Raw genomic sequence first — 18,897 nt, 5'->3', positions numbered from 1 at the left:
CACGGTCAGCCATGCTTCCCAACAGTCAGCTTAATAAACCCGCCCCCCAAGCGGGTCAAGGCAAAAAGACGGTTGGAGTAGATGGTGTGATAGCAATATCCCCTAAACAAAGGCTAGAAATGACCGAGAAAATCAAAGGAAACCTCAAAGCAAAACCACTGCGAAGGGTGTGGATTCCAAAACCTGGTAGGGATGAAAAAAGCTGGAATAGGAATTCCCACAATCCAAGATAGAGCCAGGCAAGCCTTGGTTAAGTCGGCACTTGAGCCCGAATGGGAGTCAAGATTTGAGGGCACTAGCTATGGGTTCCGTCCCGGACGGTCAGCCCAGGACGCAATTGGTAGAATTTACACTGCCATAAATCAAGGACAATACTATGTACTTGATGCAGATATAGCGAAATGCTCTTACCGTGAACCATGATTATCTACTGTCCAAAATTCATTGTCCAAGCTGCCTAAAAAGAGACCTGAAACAATGGCTCAAAGCAGGCGTGCTAGATAACGGTGTATTTGAGGATACAGAAGCAGGGACACCCCAGGGAGGGGTAATAAGTCCAATACTCGCCAACATCGCACTGCTGGGAGTAGAAAGGCTAGTTAAAGGAATGTATCCAAATAAAGGCACAGCCACTCAGGTGAACCTTATAAGATATGCCGATGATTTTGTGGTCATCTCCAAAGACCTAGGAATCATTGAACAGTGCCAAACTGCTATCACCAAATGGTTAAAACCGGTAGGATTAGAGATTAAACCCGAAAAGACTCGAATTGGTCACACACTCAAACCTATTGAGTATAATGGCAAAACAGAAGAACCTGGGTTTGATTTTCTCGGATTCAATATCAGGCAATACCCAGTAGGAAAATACAAGTCTGGAAAAACAGGGGGATATAAGAGTCGATTAATCGGACATAAAACCCACATAAAACCCAGCCAAAAAGCAGTTGTTGCCCACACAGAAGTGATAAAAGGTGTAATTAAACGACATAAGACAGCACCTCAATCAGCCCTGATAAGTAGACTAAACCCAATTATAAGAGGATGGGCAAACTATTACTCAGCAGTAGTCTCAACAGAGACCTTCAATAAGCTAGATAATACAATCTGGCAAATGTTAAGGGCATGGACAGTATCAAGATGCGGAAAGGCAAGTTACAAAAAGCTAAGTAATTATTTCAGACATGGAACAATTAAACTTAGCAATGGGAAAGAAAGACACGAAAATTGGCTATTCCAAACCAAAGATGGGATACATCTATTCAAACACATCTGGACCCCAATTGTCAGACACACCCTAATACGCCCCGACGCAACACTTTATGACGGAAATTGGACTTACTGGGCCACCAGGAAAGGACAAGCAATCGACACGCCAATTAGGGTAGCAAAACTACTCAAAAAACCAAAAGGTAGATGTACCTGGTGCGGGCAATTCTTTACCCCATCAGATTTAATTGAAGTAGACCACATTGTACCTAGAAGCCAAGGCGGAAAGGATGAATACAAGAATCTTCAATTATTACATCGCCATTGTCACGATGATAAAACAGCTCTTGATGAAAGAGATGTTGCTGTACTCTTAACAAAGAGACGGTCAAACTAGGAGCCGTATGAGGTGAAAGTCTCATGTACGGTTCTGCTGCTGAATGGGAGGGGTAGACCGTGAGGTTTATCTCGACCCCTAATCATTATCCCGGAGTGGTAAACGACTAAGCAAACTGAAATTACGCAACGAAGTGATGCAGAGCGACTTGCCTGCATGGGTCAAAGAAACACCCGGCCATATTCGGCAGAATGCTATCTTTGATGCCTATCTCGCCTTTTCAGCCAGTCCTGGCGCAAGGTTTAGGAGCTGTCGGGATAGTTCTCAAGCCATCAAGTTTAACAATGCTAATTTCTCTTCAGGGAGTTGGTATCCAAGACTAACGAAAGGATTAACTTTCATGGTTTCCTAAGCTATCCCTAAAACTTGCGGGCAAGGGACTCAGTTGGTGTTTACCAAAGGTCGATGGTTGGCGATTTTCCCTGAACCAGTTGCCGTTACCCCAACTGAAGCGAATGGCGTAATTGCATTAGACCGGGGTGTCCGAACTTTCATAACTGGGTTTGATGGCTCTCGGTTTCTGGAATTGGGCTCCGGGGATATTGGACGCATTACTAGGCTATGTCAACATTTGGATGATTTGATGAGCAGAATCGCCAAGGAACCCTGTCGTTCAAGAAGGCGACGGATGAGGCAAGCGGCTCAACGAATGAGAACCAAAATCCGCAATCTAGTTGATGAAGCCCACAAACAAATTGCTCACTACTTGACTAATGACTACAGCATAATTTTTCTGCCCACCTTCGAGACTTCCAACATGGTTGCCAAAGCCAAGCGGAAAATCAAATCCAAGACTGCCCGCGCCATGCTGACATGGGCGCATTATCGATTCAAACTAACCCTGAGACATCAAGGGGAAATAACTGGAACCACAGTTGTAGATGTGACCGAAGAATACACCAGCAAAACCTGTACTCACTGTGGTCATGTGCATTCCCAGCTAGGTGGCTCAAAAGTGTTCCGATGTCCTGAGTGTGGGTTCACTCTACCCAGGGACTGGAACGGTGCTTTTGGAATCTTTCTAAAAGCTTTGCGCGATACCGCCTCTGTTACCTTAACGGGTAATAGTGCTATCGTAGCATTGTCAGGCAATAGCCGGATAAATGTCGCGTAAATGTATCAGTGAAGAGCAACGGCGTTAGCCACCCCCAGTTTTAGAAATCATAACTCTAGGATTGAAGTGGGGAACGGAAGGCGTGAGGGATAACCATTACCCCAAAATCCGACCACTGCCAACCATCCATGATTAGGGAAACCGAATGTCCGGCTTGAACCATCGTAATGAACAGGTAGCGAAATAGGTTGATACGCTGCGTTCAAAAGAGCAAGGGGAAAAGTAGGGTTTTTGAGAAGACACCTACACAGACCTTTAAAAGTACCCCGGTGTAAAGGACAAATCTAAAGATGGAATGCCCGTATAAACGGAACGTTGTAACCCCTCTAATGCTCTACAAGTGGCGGGATGTACCCGTGGTAGTAGTGATATAGCACCAGACAGGAAAGTTAGGACGTATAATGGAGAGGACGAGATGACTAAGAAGACCAAAAATGCCAGCCCCCTATAGTTACGACCTCAGACAAAAAGTTATTGATGCAATTGAACTAGACGGTATGCCCAAAACAGAAGCCAGTCAAGTTTTCCATGTCAGCAGGAACACTATCAATCTCTGGCTGCAAAGAAAAGAACACACCGGCGACTTCCTCCCTAAACCTAATCACCGACCTGGCAATAACCACAAAATTACCGACTGGCATAAATTCAAGGCTTTTGCCCAAGAGCATGGCGATCAAACCTCCGCTCAAATGGCTCAACTTTGGGATGACGACATCTCTCCTCGCACCATATCCAGAGCCTTGAAGAAAATTGGCTTCACCAGAAAAAAACTTACGGCTACCAAGAACGTGATCAGCAACAGCGAGAGGAGTTTATTGCTCAGATTGAACATATGGAGCCACAAGAAGTGGTCTACCTCGATGAAGCCGGCATGAATAGTCAGGACTCGGATTATCCTTATGGTTACTGCGAGGAAGGACAACGCTTCGATGTCCTCAAATCCGGGAAGAGGCAGGGCAGGGTGAGCTATATGGCCCCATGGTGTCATCAACAACTCTTAGCCCCATTTAGCTTTGAGGGTTGTTGTAATCGGACAGTGTTTGAGTTGTGGTTGGAGTTCATCTTAATTCCAACACTGAAGCCAGGTCAGACTCTAGTGCTAGACAATGCAACGTTTCATAAAGGGGGGCGGCAGGCTGAACTGGTGGAGGCAGCTCCATGCCGTTTACTCTATCTTAGGCCTTATTCGCCAGACCTCAACAAGATAGAGAAATGTTGGTCGTGGTTGAAAGCCCGCATTCGCCATTGCACGTGAGCAGTTTGATTCTCTCGATGATGCCATGGATTATGTTCTCAAGGCTGCGTCCTAACCGTATTGACTAGTGCTATACCTCCACCCAACCTACTTAAATATTGACGAAAAAATCAGCTATAATGTTAGCCAACTATGGACACCGACTCAATGGTGTATTCCAGTTCAATAATTGAGAGGTCTAATTTTATGGTAACTACTCCTCAACCCACACAACCCACAAAGGTCATCTACCCTGATTCTGATGGAAATCCCATGGCTGAAAATACCCGCCAGTTTCGCTGGATTGTAGTCATTAAAGAGAATTTAGAGATTCTGTTTGATGATGATCCGAATGTGTTTGTAGCGGGAGATTTACTCTGGTATCCCATGGAAGGCAATAATAAACTGCGTCAAGCACCTGATATAATGGTGGCGTTCGGACGACCTAAAGGCGTTCCGGAAGCGTCTCCGCAGGAGAATCGCGGTTCCTATAAACAATGGGAAGAAGGGAACATCCCTCCCCAAGTGGTGTTTGAAATTCTCTCGCCGGGAAATCGTCTCAAGGAGATGGTCAAGAAACAGCAGTTTTACGATCGCTATGGGGTGGAAGAATATTATATCTTCGACCCAGACCGTTTTGATTTTCACGGGTGGATACGCAATCAAACGGGTTCGCTGGAACTGATTGAGCAGGCGGAAAACTGGACGAGTCCCCGGTTAGGGATTCGCTTTGAACTGATTGAGGAGCAGTTCACCATCTATCGTCCTGATGGTCAGCGATTTCTCACCCCCACAGAGTTAGCCAAACTCGCCGAACAGCAGCGTCAGGAAGCCCAACAGCAGCGTCAGGAAGCCCAACAGCAGCGCTTGGAGGCCCAACAACAGCGTCAGGAAGCCCAACAACAGCATCAGCGGGCGGAGTTAGCGGAAGCGCGGCTGCGGGAATTGGAGGCTCGCTTACAGCAACTGGAAGGCGATCGCCCTTCTCCATAGCCGGTTGGATGAAACCCAACAGCCAGGTAGGTTGGATGAAACCCAACAGCCAGGTAGAGCACAAAACAGAAAAGTTAGGACGTATAATGGCAAGGATATCTACAGAAGACCCAAAATGCCAGCCCCCTTCGGACAGTGTTTGAGTTGTGGTTGGAGTTCATCTTAATTCCAACATTGAAGCCAGGTCAGACTCTAGTATTGGACAATGCAACGTTTCATAAAGGGGGGCGGCAGGCTGAACTGGTGGAGGCAGCTCAATGCCGTTTACTCTATCTTCCGCCTTATTCGCCAGACCTCAACAAGATAGAGAAATGTTGGTCGTGGCTGAAAGCCCGTATTCGCCACTGCACGTGAGCAGTTTGATTCTCTCGATGATGCCATGGATTCCTTTCTCCAAGCTGCGTCCTAACCACCTTGACTAATGCTATAGAGAAATGTTGGTCGTGGTTGAAAGCCCGCATTCGCCACTGCACGTGAGCAGTTTGATTCTCTCCATGATGCCATGGATTCCGTTCTCCAAGCTGCGTCCTAACCACCTTGACTAATGCTATATCAAGCCAGAAACCCAAACCCTCACCGATTTGGGTGAAACTTTGCGCTGGTTGGATATGCAAACCTCTCGGCAGTCCCTATCCAAAAAACAAGACTCGTTTCTCCAAGATATTCCAGTCACTTATGGCATCGAACTTTATGATGGAATGCTGCTGGTCAGAGTTGGGGACGACCTAGCAGAAGCCATTACTCGGTTAGTGCGCTTTGCGATCGCAGTTGCTAATCTGTGGTAACAGAACAGAACCCGACTGGCGGGAACCTTTAATGATGAAATCGCCAAACTCCTCAAAGATTATCACATCCCCTACCAACGAGACATCAAATTAGTGGGGCGATCAACTCGTTCCTGGGCGATCGACTTTGGCATCGGACATCCCCAGTAGGGTGCGTCAGATATCGCCAACCGAATAAATAGCCGATAATTAATTGCTGACGCACCGAGGCCTTAGTCGAAGTGCTGAGTACCAGCAATCGAGGCGCAGCCAATAGCAAAGTCAAGAATACGGTCGCCACCTGGGTTGATTTGCAGCACTACCAACTCCCCACGCAACCTTTACGCTTTATTTCCCTGTTTGACGATAGTTTGGATGTGTGGAGTAGTAGCCACATTAGCCAACTCGCGAAGTTGTCCGAGATTTGCTATCTGTCTAAGCCAGAAGAATTGATCGAGCAACTGGTGACATGAGTTATCTAACCGAAGACGAAATCGAACAAATCCTCCTAGCTCAACTGCAAGACCTCGGCTATACTCTAGACAATCCCTGGTGTTGTCACGACTATCCCTGACGGTTAAGCGCCGGAAAGGGAATCATGAGCGTATAGGTATCCTCTACCAACGGCGACTCGAAGCCCTCAAAAGCATCACACCACCATCCCCGCCAAAGCGAACGACGATGCCTTTAAAAAGCTGATCGCCACGGAAAAACCCAACCTAATCGAAGAAAACCGCCGCCTCCACCAAGCCTTAGTCGATGGAATCGATGTTGAGTTTTACGCGCCCAGATGGCACCATTCGCGGCGATAAAGTCAAGGCGATCGACTTTGACAATCCCAACGCTAACGATTGGCTCGTGCTTAACCAATTTACCGTCATCGAAAACAGCCACAATCGCCGCCCCGATGTCGTGGTCTTTATCAACGGGCTACCGATCGCCGTTATCGAAATTAAAAATCCGGGCAGCGAAACCGCCACCCTCGACGCCGCCTACAACCAACTGCAAACCTACAAAACCGAAATTTCCGCCCTCTTCCGTACCAACTCCGCATGGGGGTACCACACATGGCATCACCGCCCGCATCGGCTCCCTCACCGCCGACCTAGAGCGGTTCTTGACAATCCCTGGCGCACCATTGATGGAGAAGTGCTAACCAAAAGCACCCCGGAAATGCCAGTGCTGATCGAGGGGGTGTTTACCCAAAGGCGACTACTCGACCTGCTCGGAAACTTCATGCCAATCCCTGTCTTTGGCGATACCGGCTCTGGTATCCGCAAAATCATCGCGGGCTATCACCAGTTCCACGCCGTCCAAAAAGCCGTTACTAGCACCGCCCGTGCCATACTCGGCTCTAGCGCAAAGCGGGAGTCATCTGGCATACCCAAGGCTCCGGCAAAAGCCTATTGATGGCGTTTTATGCGCTCGCACTGGTGCGCTCTCTGGAACTAGAAAACCCGACAATCGTTGTGATTACCGATCCGGGTGACCTCGACGATCAACTGTTGGGCACGTTTGGCCTATGCCGCGATCTGATTCGCCAAACCCCCGAACAAGCGGAGAGCCGCAAACACCTGCAAGCCATCCTCAATCGCGCCTCCGGTGGGGTTGTCTTTACCACCATCCAAAAATTTGCCCCCGACAAAGGGGAAACCACCTATCCAGTTTTGAGCGATCGACGCAATATCATCGTCATGCCTATCCTGGATGAAGCCCACCGCAGCCAATATGGATTTAAAGCCAAAGTCGATCTAAAAACGGGAGAAATTGGCTATGGCTTCGCCAAATATCTGCGGGATGCCCTCCCCAACGCCTCCTTTATTGGCTTTACCGGAACCCCCATCGAAGCCACCGACGTTAACACCCCCGCCGTATTCGGCAACTACATCGACATCTACGACATCAGCCGCGCGGTGGAAGATGGCGCAACCGTCCCCATCTACTATGAAAGCCGCCTCGCCCGCATCGAACTTCCCGAAGCGCAAAAGCCCCAGATTGATGCAGAGATTGAAGAACTCCGTAACGGCGAAGAGCAATCGGAACAGGCGAGAATGACTCAAAAATGGGCAACGGTGCAAGCGGCCGTGGGAGCGGAAGCGCGGTTAAAGCTGGTTGCTGCGCCTCTCGTCAGTCACTTTGAAAACCGCCTCTTGGCACTGAGCGGTAAAGCGATGATCGTCAGGGATTGGCATGAGTCGGGCAATCTGCGTCAACCTTTACAATCAGATAGTCGCCCTCCGCCCGGGCTGGCATTCCCCGGACGATAACGAGGGATTGGCATGATTAAAATCGTGATGACAGGCTCGGCGACTGATCCGCCCGAATGGCAACCCCACATTGGCACCAAAGCCCGGCGCGATCTCCTAGCCAAGCGGATCAAAGATCCAAAGGATCCCCTGCAACTGGTCATCGTGCGGGATATGTGGCTAACCGGGTTTGATGCGCCCTCAATGCACACCATGTATATCGATAAACCGATGAAAGGTCACGGCCTCATGCCAATCCCTGGCGATCGCCCTGGTTAACCGGGTCTTTCGCGATAAACCCGCTGGCTTGGTGGTGGACTACATCGGCATCGGGCAACGCCTGAAAGAAGCTATCAAGACGCAGTGCTGGCACTTTCTAAAGCCTTTGCCCTAGCGGCGGCCAGCGATGCAGCCTGCCAAATTCGTATCGGAGGTCGGCTTTTTCCAAACCATCCGCGCTGCCCTGGTGAAATCCTCCGCCACCCCTGGCAAGTCCACGGCACAAAAAGAATTCGCGGCGGGGCAAATTATTAATCAGGCTGTGGTCTCCACTGAAATTGTCGATATTCTCAGGGCTGCTGGCTTATCCTCCCCGGATATTTCCATCTTCTCCGATGACTTCTTGCTAGAAATTCAGCAAATGGAGAAGAAAAATCTCGCCCTCGAAGCCCTTAAACGTCTGCTGAATGACGAGAGGCGCTCCCGTAGCCGTACCAACATCACCGAGGAGAAAAAGTTTGCGCTAGCGCTTGGAAAAGGCGATCACTCGATACCACACCAACGCCATCAGCACGGTTGAAGTTCTGCAAGAATTAATCAATCTGGCTCAAGATATTAAAGCCGCCCGCCAACGGGGCGAGGAACAAGGACTTTCAAGGGATTGCGATGAAATCGCCTTTTATGACGCTCTGGCGGAGAATGAAAGCGCGGTGGAAGTGATGGGCAATGACAGCCTAAAAACCAGAGATTGGCATGAATTGCTAATGAGCCTGAAATCGAACGTTACCATTGACTGGGCGCATCGGGAAAGTGCCCGCGCTCGTCTCCGTAGCACCGTTAAACGAATTTTGCGTAAATACGGCTATCCTCCAGACCTACAGGCGGCGGTTAAAAATGTCTTGCAGCAAGCGGAAGCGCTATCCGCTGCATGGGTGGTTGGTGGTTTGGTTTAAATTCCCTAGGGGTTCTAAATTTCGCACCAATAAACCTAAGATATCACCAAGCAAAATAATTGTCAAGCCATCTCCCTGTGGTACAGCAATTCTCATTTTGGCGAAAACCTGTTCAAGTCCCCAGCATCCCTGTATCGTAATGACATCTAAGAAACCCAGGAGCGCCAGAGCCGTTGAAAAAGCCAGGTGGCTTTGAGACTCTAGTCGGTTCTTTCCGCCAGTGCTTGTCATCGCTACCGGACAAGCGCCGGGGTAAAAATCGCCGCTATGGAATGGAGGATGCCGCTTTAAGTGCGTTTAGTGTGTTTTTTACTCAAACTCCGTCGTTTCTGGCTTATCAACGTCTGATGGAGGGGAGTAAAGGCAAGAGCAATGCCCAAAGTCTGTTTGGAGTTCATCGAATTCCCTGTGATAACCAGATTCGGGACTTATTAGATGCCGTGTCCCCAGAGCACCTGTTTCCAGTGTTTGAGGATATCCTACAAGTCTTGGAAGCCCAGGGGCAGTTAGAAGACTTCCGTTGCCCAGGGGACAGTCTATTAGTCGCGTTGGATGGCACCGAATACTTCAGTTCCGACCAAATTCACTGTCCCCACTGTTCAACGCGCACCCAGAAGTCAGGAAAAACCCATTACTTCCATAGTGTTGTCACTCCAGTCATCGTCTGTCCGGGACAGAATCATGTGATTCCCTTAGTCCCCGAATTTATCGTGCCCCAAGATGGTCATGATAAGCAAGACTGTGAGAATGCCGCCGCCAAACGCTGGCTATCGAGGCAAGAACAATGCTTGAGGGCTTTGAATGTCACGGTTTGAGGGGATGACCTCTATTGCCACCAACCGTTGTGTCAGCAGTTTTTAGAGCAGCAACTTAACTTCATCGTCGTCTGTCGCCCCGAGTCTCATACTACCCTCTATGAACACCTAGAGGGCATCGAACTCCCGACCCTCACGACCAAGAAGTGGACTGGTAAAGTCGAGAAAACCTATACCTACCGCTATCTCAACGGAGTCCCCCTCAAAGATAGCGATGAGGTCCTGTTGGTTAACTGGTGCGAACTTACTGTCACCACCGCTGATGGCCAGGTAACCTATCACAACTCCTTGGCCACGAATTATCCTCTCAGCGATGAGAATGTAGCCGAGGTGGTTCGGGCCGGGCGGACTCGTTGGAAAGTTGAGAATGAGAACAACAACACTCTCAAGACCAAGGGCTACCATCTCGAACACAATTTTGGCCATGGCAAGCAGCATCTTTCTTCCTTGCTCCGGACCATCAACATCCTCTCGCTGCTCTTCCACACCCTGCAGGAGTTGCTCGATAACAAGTACCAGTTGCTACGAGCGCACTTACCGAAGCGCCAAACCTTCTTTAATGATTTGCGCGCGCTTACCCAGACTGTACTTCGACAGTTGGGACCACCTTCTGACCTTTATGCTTGAGGGTCTCGAGTTAGACATCCCACCCGATAGCAGTTGAATTTCCAAAATGAGAATTGCTGCCTGTGGTAGGTTGAAATAGTTGCTAATTGCGATCGCTGACAACTGAGAGTTTGCCAAGGAGACTACCTGGCACTTGACGACCTTTGAGGGTGTAACTATAATGTAATTACATCCTGCTTTTCAAGCCATCCCAGCATGAGCAAAGTGATTAGAACCCGAATCGTTAAAATTGGCAACTCCCAAGGTGTGCGTATTCCTAAACTGCTTTTAGAGCAAAGTGGTATTCAGACAGACGTTGAAATCGAAGTGGAGGGCGATCATCTCACGATTCGCAACGCACGACGGTTACGCACAGGCTGGGAGCAAGCCTTTGCAGCAATGGCGAAAGAACAAGATGATGTTCTTCTCGATCCAGTCAACAGTACCGATTGGGAGCAAAGCGAATGGGAGTGGTAGCCAAGCGTTTCGATGTTTTTTTGGTTAATCTTGACCCCACAATTGGCAGTGAAATTCAGAAAACACGACGCTGTGTGATTATCTCACCGGATGAAATGAACGGTTATATTGCCACGGTGATTATTGCACCAATGACGACAAAAGGGAAAGCCTACCCGACGCGAATTGCCTGCCAGTTTCAGGGTAAGGAAGGGCAAATTGTTCTGGACCAAATCCGCACCATCGATAAAGCTCGATTGGTCAAAAAACTGGGTAAAATTAGTCCGGATGAGCAAAGAGGCGTTCTCAACACCTTGGCTGAGATGTTTTCCGAATGAGCCAAGGGACGGCGCGCTCGCTCTACCCTGATCTAATCCTAGGTCATCAGTGCGAGAATCCCAGAGAGGCTCTCTGATATGGTGGGCCTTGAGTATCCCGACATCTCGAACCGCTGGATTATAATACCTAATACTTGCTAAAATACAAAACCGAGGTCACACTGATCATTATTCAAAACCTTTGAACCATAATTTGGACAATGACGAGTACCCAACAACGCGCCGCCCTGCAACGCCAAATCTGGCAAATCGCCAATGATGTGCGCGGCTCAGTCGATGGCTGGGATTTTAAGCAATATGTACTCGGCACGCTGTTTTACCGTTTTATCAGTGAAAACTTTACTAGCTACGCGGAGGGCGACGATGACGGCATCGACTATGCCAAGCTGTCCGATAGTGATATTCCTGACGACTTCAAAGATGATGCCATCAAAACCAAAGGCTACTTTATTTATCCCAGCCAGTTGTTTGCTACGATCGCCGCTAGTGCAAACACTAACGAAAGCCTGAACACTGACCTAGCTGCGATTTTTGCGGCGATTGAAAGCTCTGCCAATGGCTACCCCTCCGAGCCAGATATCAAAGGGCTGTTTGCTGACTTTGACACCACCAGCAACCGCCTCGGCAACACGGTTAAAGATAAAAACCTGCGCTTGGCTGCGGTACTAAAAGGGTTGGCAGGGCTGGATTTTGGTGGTTTTGATGCCAGCCACATCGATCTGTTTGGCGATGCCTATGAGTTTCTGATCTCCAACTATGCCGCTAATGCGGGTAAATCGGGGGGCGAGTTTTTTACACCGCAGCAGGTTTCCCGGTTGATTGCCCAGCTTGCCATGCATCAGCAAACCAGTGTTAATAAAATTTATGACCCCGCCTGTGGTTCGGGTTCGCTGCTGTTGCAGGCTAAAAAGCATTTTGATGATCACCGGATTGAAGAAGGTTTTTATGGGCAGGAAATTAACCATACTAACTACAACTTGGCGCGGATGAATATGTTTTTGCATAACATCAATTACAACAAGTTTAATATTCAGTTGGGCAATACGTTAACTGACCCGCATTTTGGGGATGAGAAGCCCTTTGATGCGATCGTCTCTAACCCGCCCTATTCGGTGAAGTGGGTTGGGAGTGATCACCCGACCCTGATTAATGACGATCGCTTTGCGCCTGCGGGGGTGCTTGCGCCTAAGTCTAAGGCTGATTTTGCTTTTGTGCTGCATTGCTTGAGTTATTTATCTAGCAGTGGTCGCGCGGCGATCGTGTGCTTCCCTGGTATTTTTTACCGTGGCGGTGCGGAAGCCAAAATCAGAAAGTATCTGGTAGATAACAACTACGTTGAAACGGTGATTGCCCTCGCGCCTAATCTGTTTTTTGGTACTACGATCGCTGTGACGGTTTTGGTGCTATCTAAGGACAAGCCGGACTCTACCACCCAGTTTATTTATGCTAGTGGCTTGTTTAAAAAAGAAACGAATAATAACACCCTGACCGATGACCATATTGCGGAAATTATGGGGGTGTTTGATAGCAAAGAAAACGTTGATCACTTTGCCCGATCAGTGCCTTTTGAAGAGATTGCCGCTAATGATTACAATCTGTCGGTTAGTAGCTATGTGGAAGCCAAGGATACTCGCGAAAAAGTTGATATTACCCAGCTTAATGCTGAGTTAAAAACTACTGTGGCGAAGATTGATCGCTTGCGGGCTGAGATTGATGCGATCGTGGCGGAGATTGAAGGATGAATTTTCTGGAAAAGCTATTGGATGGCGTTGAGGTGGAGTGGAAACTGTTAGGTGACGTGGCGCAATATTCACCAACGCGAGTTGATTCCTCTAAACTCGATGCGACCTCGTTCGTGGGAGTGGACAATCTTGTCGCTGATAAAGGTGGGCGTGTTGATGCAAGCTATTTTCCTAACACTGACCGTTTGACATCATATGAGCCAGGAGACATCCTCCTCGGCAATATTCGCCCATATCTCAAGAAAGTGTGGAAGGCAACCAATTCAGGTGGTTGTAGTGGTGACGTTCTTGCGGTACGAATTTTAGGTCAGTGTAAAAAAAATGTTAGTGCGGATTTTCTCTACTATCTATTGTCATCAGATGAATTTTTTTTGTACAACATGCAGCACGCGAAAGGCGCAAAGATGCCACGCGGAAACAAAGCAGCAATTTTGAATTATCAAATCCCTATCCCGTGCCCGGACAACCCCGAAAAATCGCTGGCTATTCAAGCCTAAATCGTGCGGATCTTGGACACTTTTACAGCACTGACCGCCGAACTGACCGCCGAACTGACCGCCGAACTGACCGTCCGCCAAAAACAATACAACTACTACCGCGATCAGTTGTTGACCTTTGAAGAAGGTGAAGTGGAGTGGAAGCCTTTGGGGGAGATTGGGGAGTTTATTCGCGGAAAACGTTTCACCAAGGCAGATTACGTGGATGACGGCATACCAGCTATTCACTACGGCGAAATTTACACACACTATGGAGTTGCAGCCTCGCATACGCTATCACAGGTTCGCGCTGAAATGGCAGCATCCTTATGCTATGCAGAACCGGGCGATGTTGTAATGACAGGTGTGGGTGAAACTGTTGAAGATGTTGGTAAGGCTGTTGCATGGATAGGAAGTGAAAAAGTAGCTATTCACGATGATAGTTGGGCTTTTCGTCATTCAATTAATCCAAAATTTGTGTCCTATGTGATGCAAACAACTGCATTTATAAATGAGAAGGCAAAACATGTATCTAGTGGAAAAGTTAATCGGTTATTAATTAATGGAATTAAAAAAGTCCCAATCCCAATCCCATACCCAAACGATCCTAAAAAATCGCTCGAAGAACAAGCCCACATTGTCGCCATCCTCGACAAATTCGACACCCTTACCCATTCCATTAGCGAAGGCTTGCCCCATGAAATTGCCTGGCGCCAAAAGCAATACGAATATTACCGCGACTTACTGCTCACCTTTCCCAAAAAGGAGGAGAAACAATGCGCAAGCGACTAACTTCTAAAGTTAAGCACTTGCATAGGCGTTAAACGCCCTTGCTCTGTCTTGTCAAAATCTTTATCAAAACTCACAATAGTAGCCTCCTCAAGCTCGCCAGCAGCATATTGGTAGGCATCATCAAAATCGAGACTAAAGCGATCCATTATTTCTACAACTCTCCTCATTTTGTTGGTAGGAATGCTCGCCAGTAGAACATTAGAGTCAATCAAAACATCATCCACAAATTTTACAAAAACATCTCTTTGCTTTAGCCGATTGCAAATCACTCCAATGGAATGCAAGGTAAAATCAGTCATACATATATCAGACGGCGAGAGCGTATTAAGTAACTCCGCAACAACTTCTGCCTCTTCTTGCCCCAACAAACGTTCTAGCCAAATGTTCGTATCTAGAAGAAACACTAGCCATTTCTCCATTCAACGGAAAGATGCTGTAGCTCAACGGATGTGTAACCATCTGCTTTTAGCATTCCTGCCCAATCTTGCCGTAATTTAGTCTTGCCATTTTTAGCAAAAGGAGCACTCGCCAAATCAACACTTGATGATTTAGGTAAAGGTTGAGAGGATATATACTTCTGTTTCAAAAAAATGATGAGGCTGACTACTTGGTTTTGTGCTTCAGCAGGCAAAGACAAAAAATCATCTAGAATTTCTTGATTTGTCATGGTTATACCGTCTAAACAGAACAACACATTTTTCATTGGGTCTGTCTATTATACCAATTTATTTTAGAAGCCGAGTTTGAATTTGTCCCGTAGTCTGTGGAATAGATGCTAAGGATTGTGTTGCCAATGGTGTTACAAGTTAAAGTAAGGGAAAGACTAGCAGAGTAAACGTTTTTGGAGGACAAGAAACAATGACCCACTACAACACCATTGCCGAATCCAATAACTTTATCATTCTGGATCAATACACCAAAATACCGCAGAGCGATAGTTACCAAAGCGAAAGCGATTTACAGCGCGAATTTATTCGGGATTTAGTTAATCAAGGCTATCATTACCTGCCTAAATTAACCAACCCGCAAGCCATGTTACCCAACGTGCGCGAGCAGTTGCATACCCTCAATCATGTGCAGTTTACCGATAGCGAATGGCAGCGCTTTGTAGAAACCTTTTTAGATAAACCCGGCGACAGCATTATTGATAAAACCCGCAAAATCCATGAAAACTATATCCATGATTTTGTATTTGATGATGGTCGCATTCAAAACATCTACCTGCTGGACAAAAAGAACCTTCCCCGCAACAAAGTACAAGTGATCGAACAATTTGAACAAAAGGGGACCCAAGCCAACCGCTACGATGTCACCATCTTAGTCAACGGCTTGCCCCTCGTGCAAATCGAACTCAAAAAACGCGGCGTGGCAATTCGTGAAGCCTTTAACCAAATCCATCGCTACAGCAAAGAAAGCTTTAACGCCGAACATTCCCTCTATAAATATTTGCAACTGTTTGTTATTTCCAACCGAACCAATACCCGCTACTTTGCCAACACCACCCAGCGCAATAAAAATAGCTTTGACTTCACCATGCACTGGGCGAAAGCGGATAACACCCTGATTAAAGACCTGAAAGACTTTACCGCCACCTTTTTTGAGAAAAACACCCTCCTCAGTGTCCTGTTGAAGTATTCCGTGTTTGATGTAAATAACACCTTGCTGGTGATGCGCCCCTACCAGATTGCGGCCACCGAGCGCATTTTATGGAAAATCAACAGCGCCTACCAAGCCAAACACTGGATCCGTCTTGAGGGCGGCGGCTGTATCTGGCACACCACAGGCTCCGGCAAAACCCTAACCAGCTTCAAAGCCGCGCGGCTGGCGACGGAGCTAGATTTTATCGACAAAGTGTTTTTTGTGGTTGATCGCAAAGACCTCGACTACCAAACCATGAAAGAATATCAACGCTTTTCGCCCGATAGCGTGAATGGCTCTGACAGCACTGCGGGGCTGAAGCGTAATCTGGAGAAAGATGACAATAAAATCATCGTTACCACGATCGACAAACTCAATAACCTGATGAAAACCGAAAGCGACCTAGCCATCTATAAAAAGCAAGTCGTGTTTATTTTTGATGAATGCCACCGCAGCCAGTTTGGTGAGGCGCAGAAGAACTTACGGAAAAAATTTAAACGGTTTTATCAGTTTGGATTCACTGGCACGCCCATTTTTCCGCAAAACGCCCTGGGCGCAGACACCACCGCCAGCGTCTTTGGTCGTGAATTGCATTCCTATGTAATCACGGACGCGATCCGTGATGAAAAAGTGCTGAAGTTCAAGGTGGACTACAACGATGTTCGTCCCAAGTTCAAAGCGATTGAAACGGAGCAAGACCAGCAAAAACTGAGCGCCGCCGAAAACAAACAAGCCCTGTTACACCCCGATCGCATCCGCGAAATTGCCCAATACATCCTCAGTAACTTTCGCCAAAAAACCCACCGCTTGCAAGCAGGCGGCAAAGGCTTTAATGCCCTCTTTGCTGTCAGCAGTGTGGACGCAGCCAAGCTGTATTATGAAGCCTTTAAACAATTGTAAAAAGATCATGATCGCCCCCTTAAAATTGCTACCATTTTCTCCTTCGCCGCCAATGAAGAACAAGCAACCGTGGGTGAAATTTCGGATGAAAGCTTCGACGTATCCGCCATGAACAGCAGCGCCAAAGAATTTTTAAGTGCGGCAATTAGCGACTATAACGCCCTGTTCAAAACTAACTTCAGCGTCGATAGCAACGGTTTTCAAAACTACTACCGCGATTTAGCTAAGCAAGTCAAAGCCAAAGAAATCGACCTGCTGATCGTGGTGGGGATGTTCCTAACAGGATTTGATGCGCCGACCCTCAATACCCTATTTGTAGACAAAAACCTGCGCTATCACGGGTTACTACAAGCCTATTCCCGCACCAACCGCATTTATGATGCCACCAAAACCTTTGGCAATATCGTCACCTTCCGCAATTTAGAACAAGCCACCATTGACACCATTACCCTATTTGGCGATAAAAACACCAAAAACGTGGTGCTGGAAAAAAGCTATCAGGAATATATGGGCGGCTTTACCGATGTGGTCACGGGTGAAGCACGGCGTGGCTTTATCGAGGTGGTGGCAGAATTAGAACAGCGTTTTCCCAACCCCGACGAAATTGTCTTAGAAAAAGACAAAAAAGACTTTGCCAAGCTGTTTGGTGAATATTTGCGGGTTGAAAATGTGCTGCAAAACTACGATGAATTTGCCAACCTAAAAGCCTTGCAGCAGGTCGATACAAATGACCCAGCAGCGGTTGAAGCCTTTAAAGCAGACCACTATTTAAGTGATGAAGACCTGACAGCCCTGCAAGCCATCAAGATTCCTACCGAGCGCACCATTCAAGATTACCGTTCCACCTACAACGATATCCGCGACTGGCTACGCCAAGCAAAAGTAAGCCGCGAAAAAGAAACCTCTACCATCGACTGGGATGACGTGGTGTTTGAAGTAGATTTGCTGAAATCCCAAGAGATCAACCTAGATTACATTCTTGAGCTAATTTTTCAGCAGAATAAGAAGAATAAAAGTAAGGATGAATTGATCCAAGAAGTGCGCCGCTTGATTCGGGCTAGCTTGGGCAATCGAGCGAAAGAGAGCCTGATTGTGGATTTTATCAATCAAACTAATCTCGATGAGATGGCCGATAAAGCCAGCATCATTGATACGTTCTTCCAATTTGCCCAAGCCGAGCAAGCCCGCGAAGCAGAGGAATTGATTCGTTCAGAGGGCTTGAATGAGGCAGAAGCCAAGCGCTATATCAGTGCCTCACTAAAACGCGAGTTTGCCAGCGAGAATGGGACTGAGTTAAATTCAACACTGCCTAAAATGAGTCCGCTTAATCCACAATACAAAACCAAAAAGCAGAGCGTTTTCCAGAAAATCTCGGCGTTTGTTGAGAAGTTTAAAGACGTAGGCGGGCAGATTTAGGACTGCCCATGCACGAAAAAACGATGAGGATTGGAGATTTGCAACAAGTTTGGTACACAGTTTTACCCACTTGGACTCTCTATACAGAAGATTTTGGGTATTCAGATATTGATGGGCTAAAAAATTGTCAATCCTTGGCTGAGATGTTTTTCCAATGAGCCAAGGGACGGCGCGATCGCTCTACCCTCATCACCCAAACCCCAACGGCGCGATCGCTCCTTACCCCGACGATAAACGATGCTTTAGGCAGTATGCTAAACTAAAAGTCTATTTATTCGATGTCACTAAAAGATGACGTGCGAGACGTTCAGGCATGAAATAGGGCTGAGATACCCGAAATAGCTGCCTGGTGGAGATTTCAGCCCCTTGGTTGAATACAAGAGGCTTGCCTCTGACCATCTCCATAACTGTTTATATGTCCCAACGTTTGGTATAGAAATATACAAAACAAGGCAGGGAACCCAAGGTCAAAACGAACTAACTCATACAAATTCCTTATAGGAAGCCCATAAATGGATAAGTAAAGTTAGGAAATTAGGGTAACGGCGATAGCCACCCCCAGTTTTGGGAATCACAACCTCAGGATTGA

The 18,897-nt window shown here is 47.4% G+C and carries 22 protein-coding genes and 5 pseudogenes; 24 read left to right on the top strand and 3 right to left on the bottom strand.

Annotated features, from left to right (window positions below; translation table 11 throughout):
- Positions 1–11 precede the first annotated feature (11 nt).
- The 9 genes and pseudogenes from N39L_RS20005 (at position 12) to N39L_RS19965 (ending at position 5,732) form a co-directional block, all read left to right on the top strand.
- Positions 12–233, top strand: a complete 222-nt coding sequence (locus N39L_RS20005) for a hypothetical protein (protein WP_014275008.1) — start codon at positions 12–14, stop codon at positions 231–233.
- On the top strand, positions 193–423 hold the full coding sequence (locus tag N39L_RS20000) for a reverse transcriptase domain-containing protein (RefSeq protein ID WP_014275007.1): 231 nt from the start codon (positions 193–195) through the stop codon (positions 421–423). Before N39L_RS20005 ends, N39L_RS20000 begins: the two co-directional genes overlap by 41 nt.
- A complete protein-coding gene (locus tag N39L_RS19995; RefSeq protein WP_014275298.1) occupies positions 413–1,606 on the top strand; it encodes a group II intron reverse transcriptase in 1,194 nt (397 codons plus the stop codon). The genes N39L_RS20000 and N39L_RS19995 overlap by 11 nt, the downstream gene beginning before the upstream one ends.
- An 82-nt stretch (positions 1,607–1,688) precedes the next feature.
- Positions 1,689–2,720, top strand: a pseudogene (locus N39L_RS19990) (RNA-guided endonuclease InsQ/TnpB family protein); the annotation flags it as partial.
- Positions 2,721–3,154: 434 nt separating this feature from the next.
- A pseudogene (locus tag N39L_RS19985) lies at positions 3,155–4,030 on the top strand (IS630 family transposase).
- Between the two features lie 131 nt (positions 4,031–4,161).
- Entirely contained in the window at positions 4,162–4,947 is a 786-nt protein-coding gene (locus N39L_RS19980; RefSeq protein ID WP_014276157.1) for a Uma2 family endonuclease, read from the top strand.
- Positions 4,948–5,076: 129 nt separating this feature from the next.
- Positions 5,077–5,356 (top strand): annotated as a pseudogene (locus N39L_RS19975) (transposase); the annotation flags it as partial.
- Between the two features lie 11 nt (positions 5,357–5,367).
- Positions 5,368–5,479, top strand: a pseudogene (locus N39L_RS19970) (IS630 family transposase); the annotation flags it as partial.
- 76 nt (positions 5,480–5,555) lie between these two features.
- Positions 5,556–5,732: a hypothetical protein gene (locus N39L_RS19965; RefSeq protein WP_126277518.1), complete on the top strand. Its 177-nt coding sequence runs from the start codon at positions 5,556–5,558 to the stop codon at positions 5,730–5,732.
- 85 nt (positions 5,733–5,817) lie between these two features.
- Here the strand turns inward: N39L_RS19965 and N39L_RS19960 are convergent, their stop codons facing one another.
- Positions 5,818–6,012, bottom strand: coding sequence for a hypothetical protein (locus N39L_RS19960; RefSeq protein ID WP_152553729.1), 195 nt, complete (start codon positions 6,010–6,012; stop codon positions 5,818–5,820).
- A 458-nt stretch (positions 6,013–6,470) separates the two neighbouring features.
- Here N39L_RS19960 and N39L_RS19955 point away from each other — a divergent pair, with 458 nt between their 5' ends.
- From N39L_RS19955 to N39L_RS19905, 11 genes and pseudogenes are all read left to right on the top strand, one after another.
- Positions 6,471–7,121 carry a type I restriction endonuclease gene (locus N39L_RS19955; protein WP_167538958.1) on the top strand — a complete coding sequence of 217 codons (651 nt, stop codon included), beginning with the start codon at positions 6,471–6,473 and terminating at the stop codon, positions 7,119–7,121.
- Positions 7,121–7,978, top strand: coding sequence for a DEAD/DEAH box helicase family protein (locus N39L_RS19950; RefSeq protein WP_014276152.1), 858 nt, complete (start codon positions 7,121–7,123; stop codon positions 7,976–7,978). Before N39L_RS19955 ends, N39L_RS19950 begins: the two co-directional genes overlap by 1 nt.
- A gap of 27 nt (positions 7,979–8,005) precedes the next feature.
- Positions 8,006–8,236, top strand: a complete 231-nt coding sequence (locus tag N39L_RS19945) for a type I restriction enzyme subunit R domain-containing protein (RefSeq protein ID WP_315643049.1) — start codon at positions 8,006–8,008, stop codon at positions 8,234–8,236.
- Between the two features lie 127 nt (positions 8,237–8,363).
- Positions 8,364–8,756 (top strand): type I restriction enzyme endonuclease domain-containing protein, encoded by a 393-nt coding sequence (locus N39L_RS19940; RefSeq protein WP_014276150.1) that lies wholly within the window; start codon positions 8,364–8,366, stop codon positions 8,754–8,756.
- A complete protein-coding gene (locus N39L_RS19935; RefSeq protein ID WP_014276149.1) occupies positions 8,707–9,129 on the top strand; it encodes a type I restriction enzyme endonuclease domain-containing protein in 423 nt (140 codons plus the stop codon). Before N39L_RS19940 ends, N39L_RS19935 begins: the two co-directional genes overlap by 50 nt.
- Positions 9,130–9,302: 173 nt before the next feature.
- Positions 9,303–10,571, top strand: a pseudogene (locus N39L_RS19930) (ISNCY-like element ISAtsp9 family transposase).
- Positions 10,572–10,766: 195 nt separating this feature from the next.
- Positions 10,767–11,027, top strand: coding sequence for an AbrB/MazE/SpoVT family DNA-binding domain-containing protein (locus N39L_RS19925; protein WP_006616960.1), 261 nt, complete (start codon positions 10,767–10,769; stop codon positions 11,025–11,027).
- Complete coding sequence (locus N39L_RS19920; protein WP_014276147.1) at positions 11,015–11,344, top strand: type II toxin-antitoxin system PemK/MazF family toxin; 330 nt, start codon at positions 11,015–11,017, stop codon at positions 11,342–11,344. Before N39L_RS19925 ends, N39L_RS19920 begins: the two co-directional genes overlap by 13 nt.
- A 200-nt stretch (positions 11,345–11,544) precedes the next feature.
- On the top strand, positions 11,545–13,086 hold the full coding sequence (locus N39L_RS19915) for a type I restriction-modification system subunit M (RefSeq protein WP_006616962.1): 1,542 nt from the start codon (positions 11,545–11,547) through the stop codon (positions 13,084–13,086).
- Positions 13,083–13,583 (top strand): restriction endonuclease subunit S domain-containing protein, encoded by a 501-nt coding sequence (locus tag N39L_RS19910; protein ID WP_006616963.1) that lies wholly within the window; start codon positions 13,083–13,085, stop codon positions 13,581–13,583. Before N39L_RS19915 ends, N39L_RS19910 begins: the two co-directional genes overlap by 4 nt.
- Positions 13,584–13,586: 3 nt before the next feature.
- The gene (locus N39L_RS19905; protein ID WP_014276146.1) at positions 13,587–14,354 is read left to right on the top strand and encodes a restriction endonuclease subunit S; all 768 of its coding nucleotides are present in this window, start codon (positions 13,587–13,589) and stop codon (positions 14,352–14,354) included.
- On the opposite strand, the gene N39L_RS19900 is transcribed toward N39L_RS19905, so the two are convergent.
- Both N39L_RS19900 and N39L_RS19895 read right to left on the bottom strand, forming a co-directional pair.
- The gene (locus N39L_RS19900) at positions 14,351–14,758 is read right to left on the bottom strand and encodes a PIN domain-containing protein (RefSeq protein WP_231851966.1); all 408 of its coding nucleotides are present in this window, start codon (positions 14,756–14,758) and stop codon (positions 14,351–14,353) included. The two genes, N39L_RS19905 and N39L_RS19900, sit on opposite strands and share 4 nt — an antisense overlap.
- Positions 14,758–15,021: a DUF2281 domain-containing protein gene (locus tag N39L_RS19895; protein WP_231851965.1), complete on the bottom strand. Its 264-nt coding sequence runs from the start codon at positions 15,019–15,021 to the stop codon at positions 14,758–14,760. The genes N39L_RS19900 and N39L_RS19895 overlap by 1 nt, the downstream gene beginning before the upstream one ends.
- A gap of 191 nt (positions 15,022–15,212) precedes the next feature.
- Between N39L_RS19895 and N39L_RS19890 the strand changes: the two genes are divergently transcribed.
- Genes N39L_RS19890 through N39L_RS19875 form a run of 4 tightly spaced genes read left to right on the top strand, consistent with a single transcriptional unit; the run spans position 15,213 to position 18,603 of the window.
- Positions 15,213–16,892, top strand: coding sequence for an HsdR family type I site-specific deoxyribonuclease (locus N39L_RS19890; RefSeq protein WP_006616967.1), 1,680 nt, complete (start codon positions 15,213–15,215; stop codon positions 16,890–16,892).
- A 24-nt stretch (positions 16,893–16,916) separates the two neighbouring features.
- Complete coding sequence (locus tag N39L_RS19885; RefSeq protein WP_434221627.1) at positions 16,917–18,308, top strand: type I restriction endonuclease subunit R, EcoR124 family; 1,392 nt, start codon at positions 16,917–16,919, stop codon at positions 18,306–18,308.
- A gap of 8 nt (positions 18,309–18,316) precedes the next feature.
- Complete coding sequence (locus N39L_RS19880) at positions 18,317–18,466, top strand: hypothetical protein (protein ID WP_014276144.1); 150 nt, start codon at positions 18,317–18,319, stop codon at positions 18,464–18,466.
- On the top strand, positions 18,463–18,603 hold the full coding sequence (locus N39L_RS19875; RefSeq protein ID WP_161783028.1) for a hypothetical protein: 141 nt from the start codon (positions 18,463–18,465) through the stop codon (positions 18,601–18,603). Before N39L_RS19880 ends, N39L_RS19875 begins: the two co-directional genes overlap by 4 nt.
- Positions 18,604–18,897 lie beyond the last annotated feature (294 nt).

The organism is Limnospira platensis NIES-39 (assembly GCF_026000695.1).
Taxonomy (GTDB): domain Bacteria; phylum Cyanobacteriota; class Cyanobacteriia; order Cyanobacteriales; family Microcoleaceae; genus Limnospira; species Limnospira platensis.
Note: the sequence above shows the minus strand (reverse complement) of the source record. Positions and strands in the feature narration are given on the sequence as shown.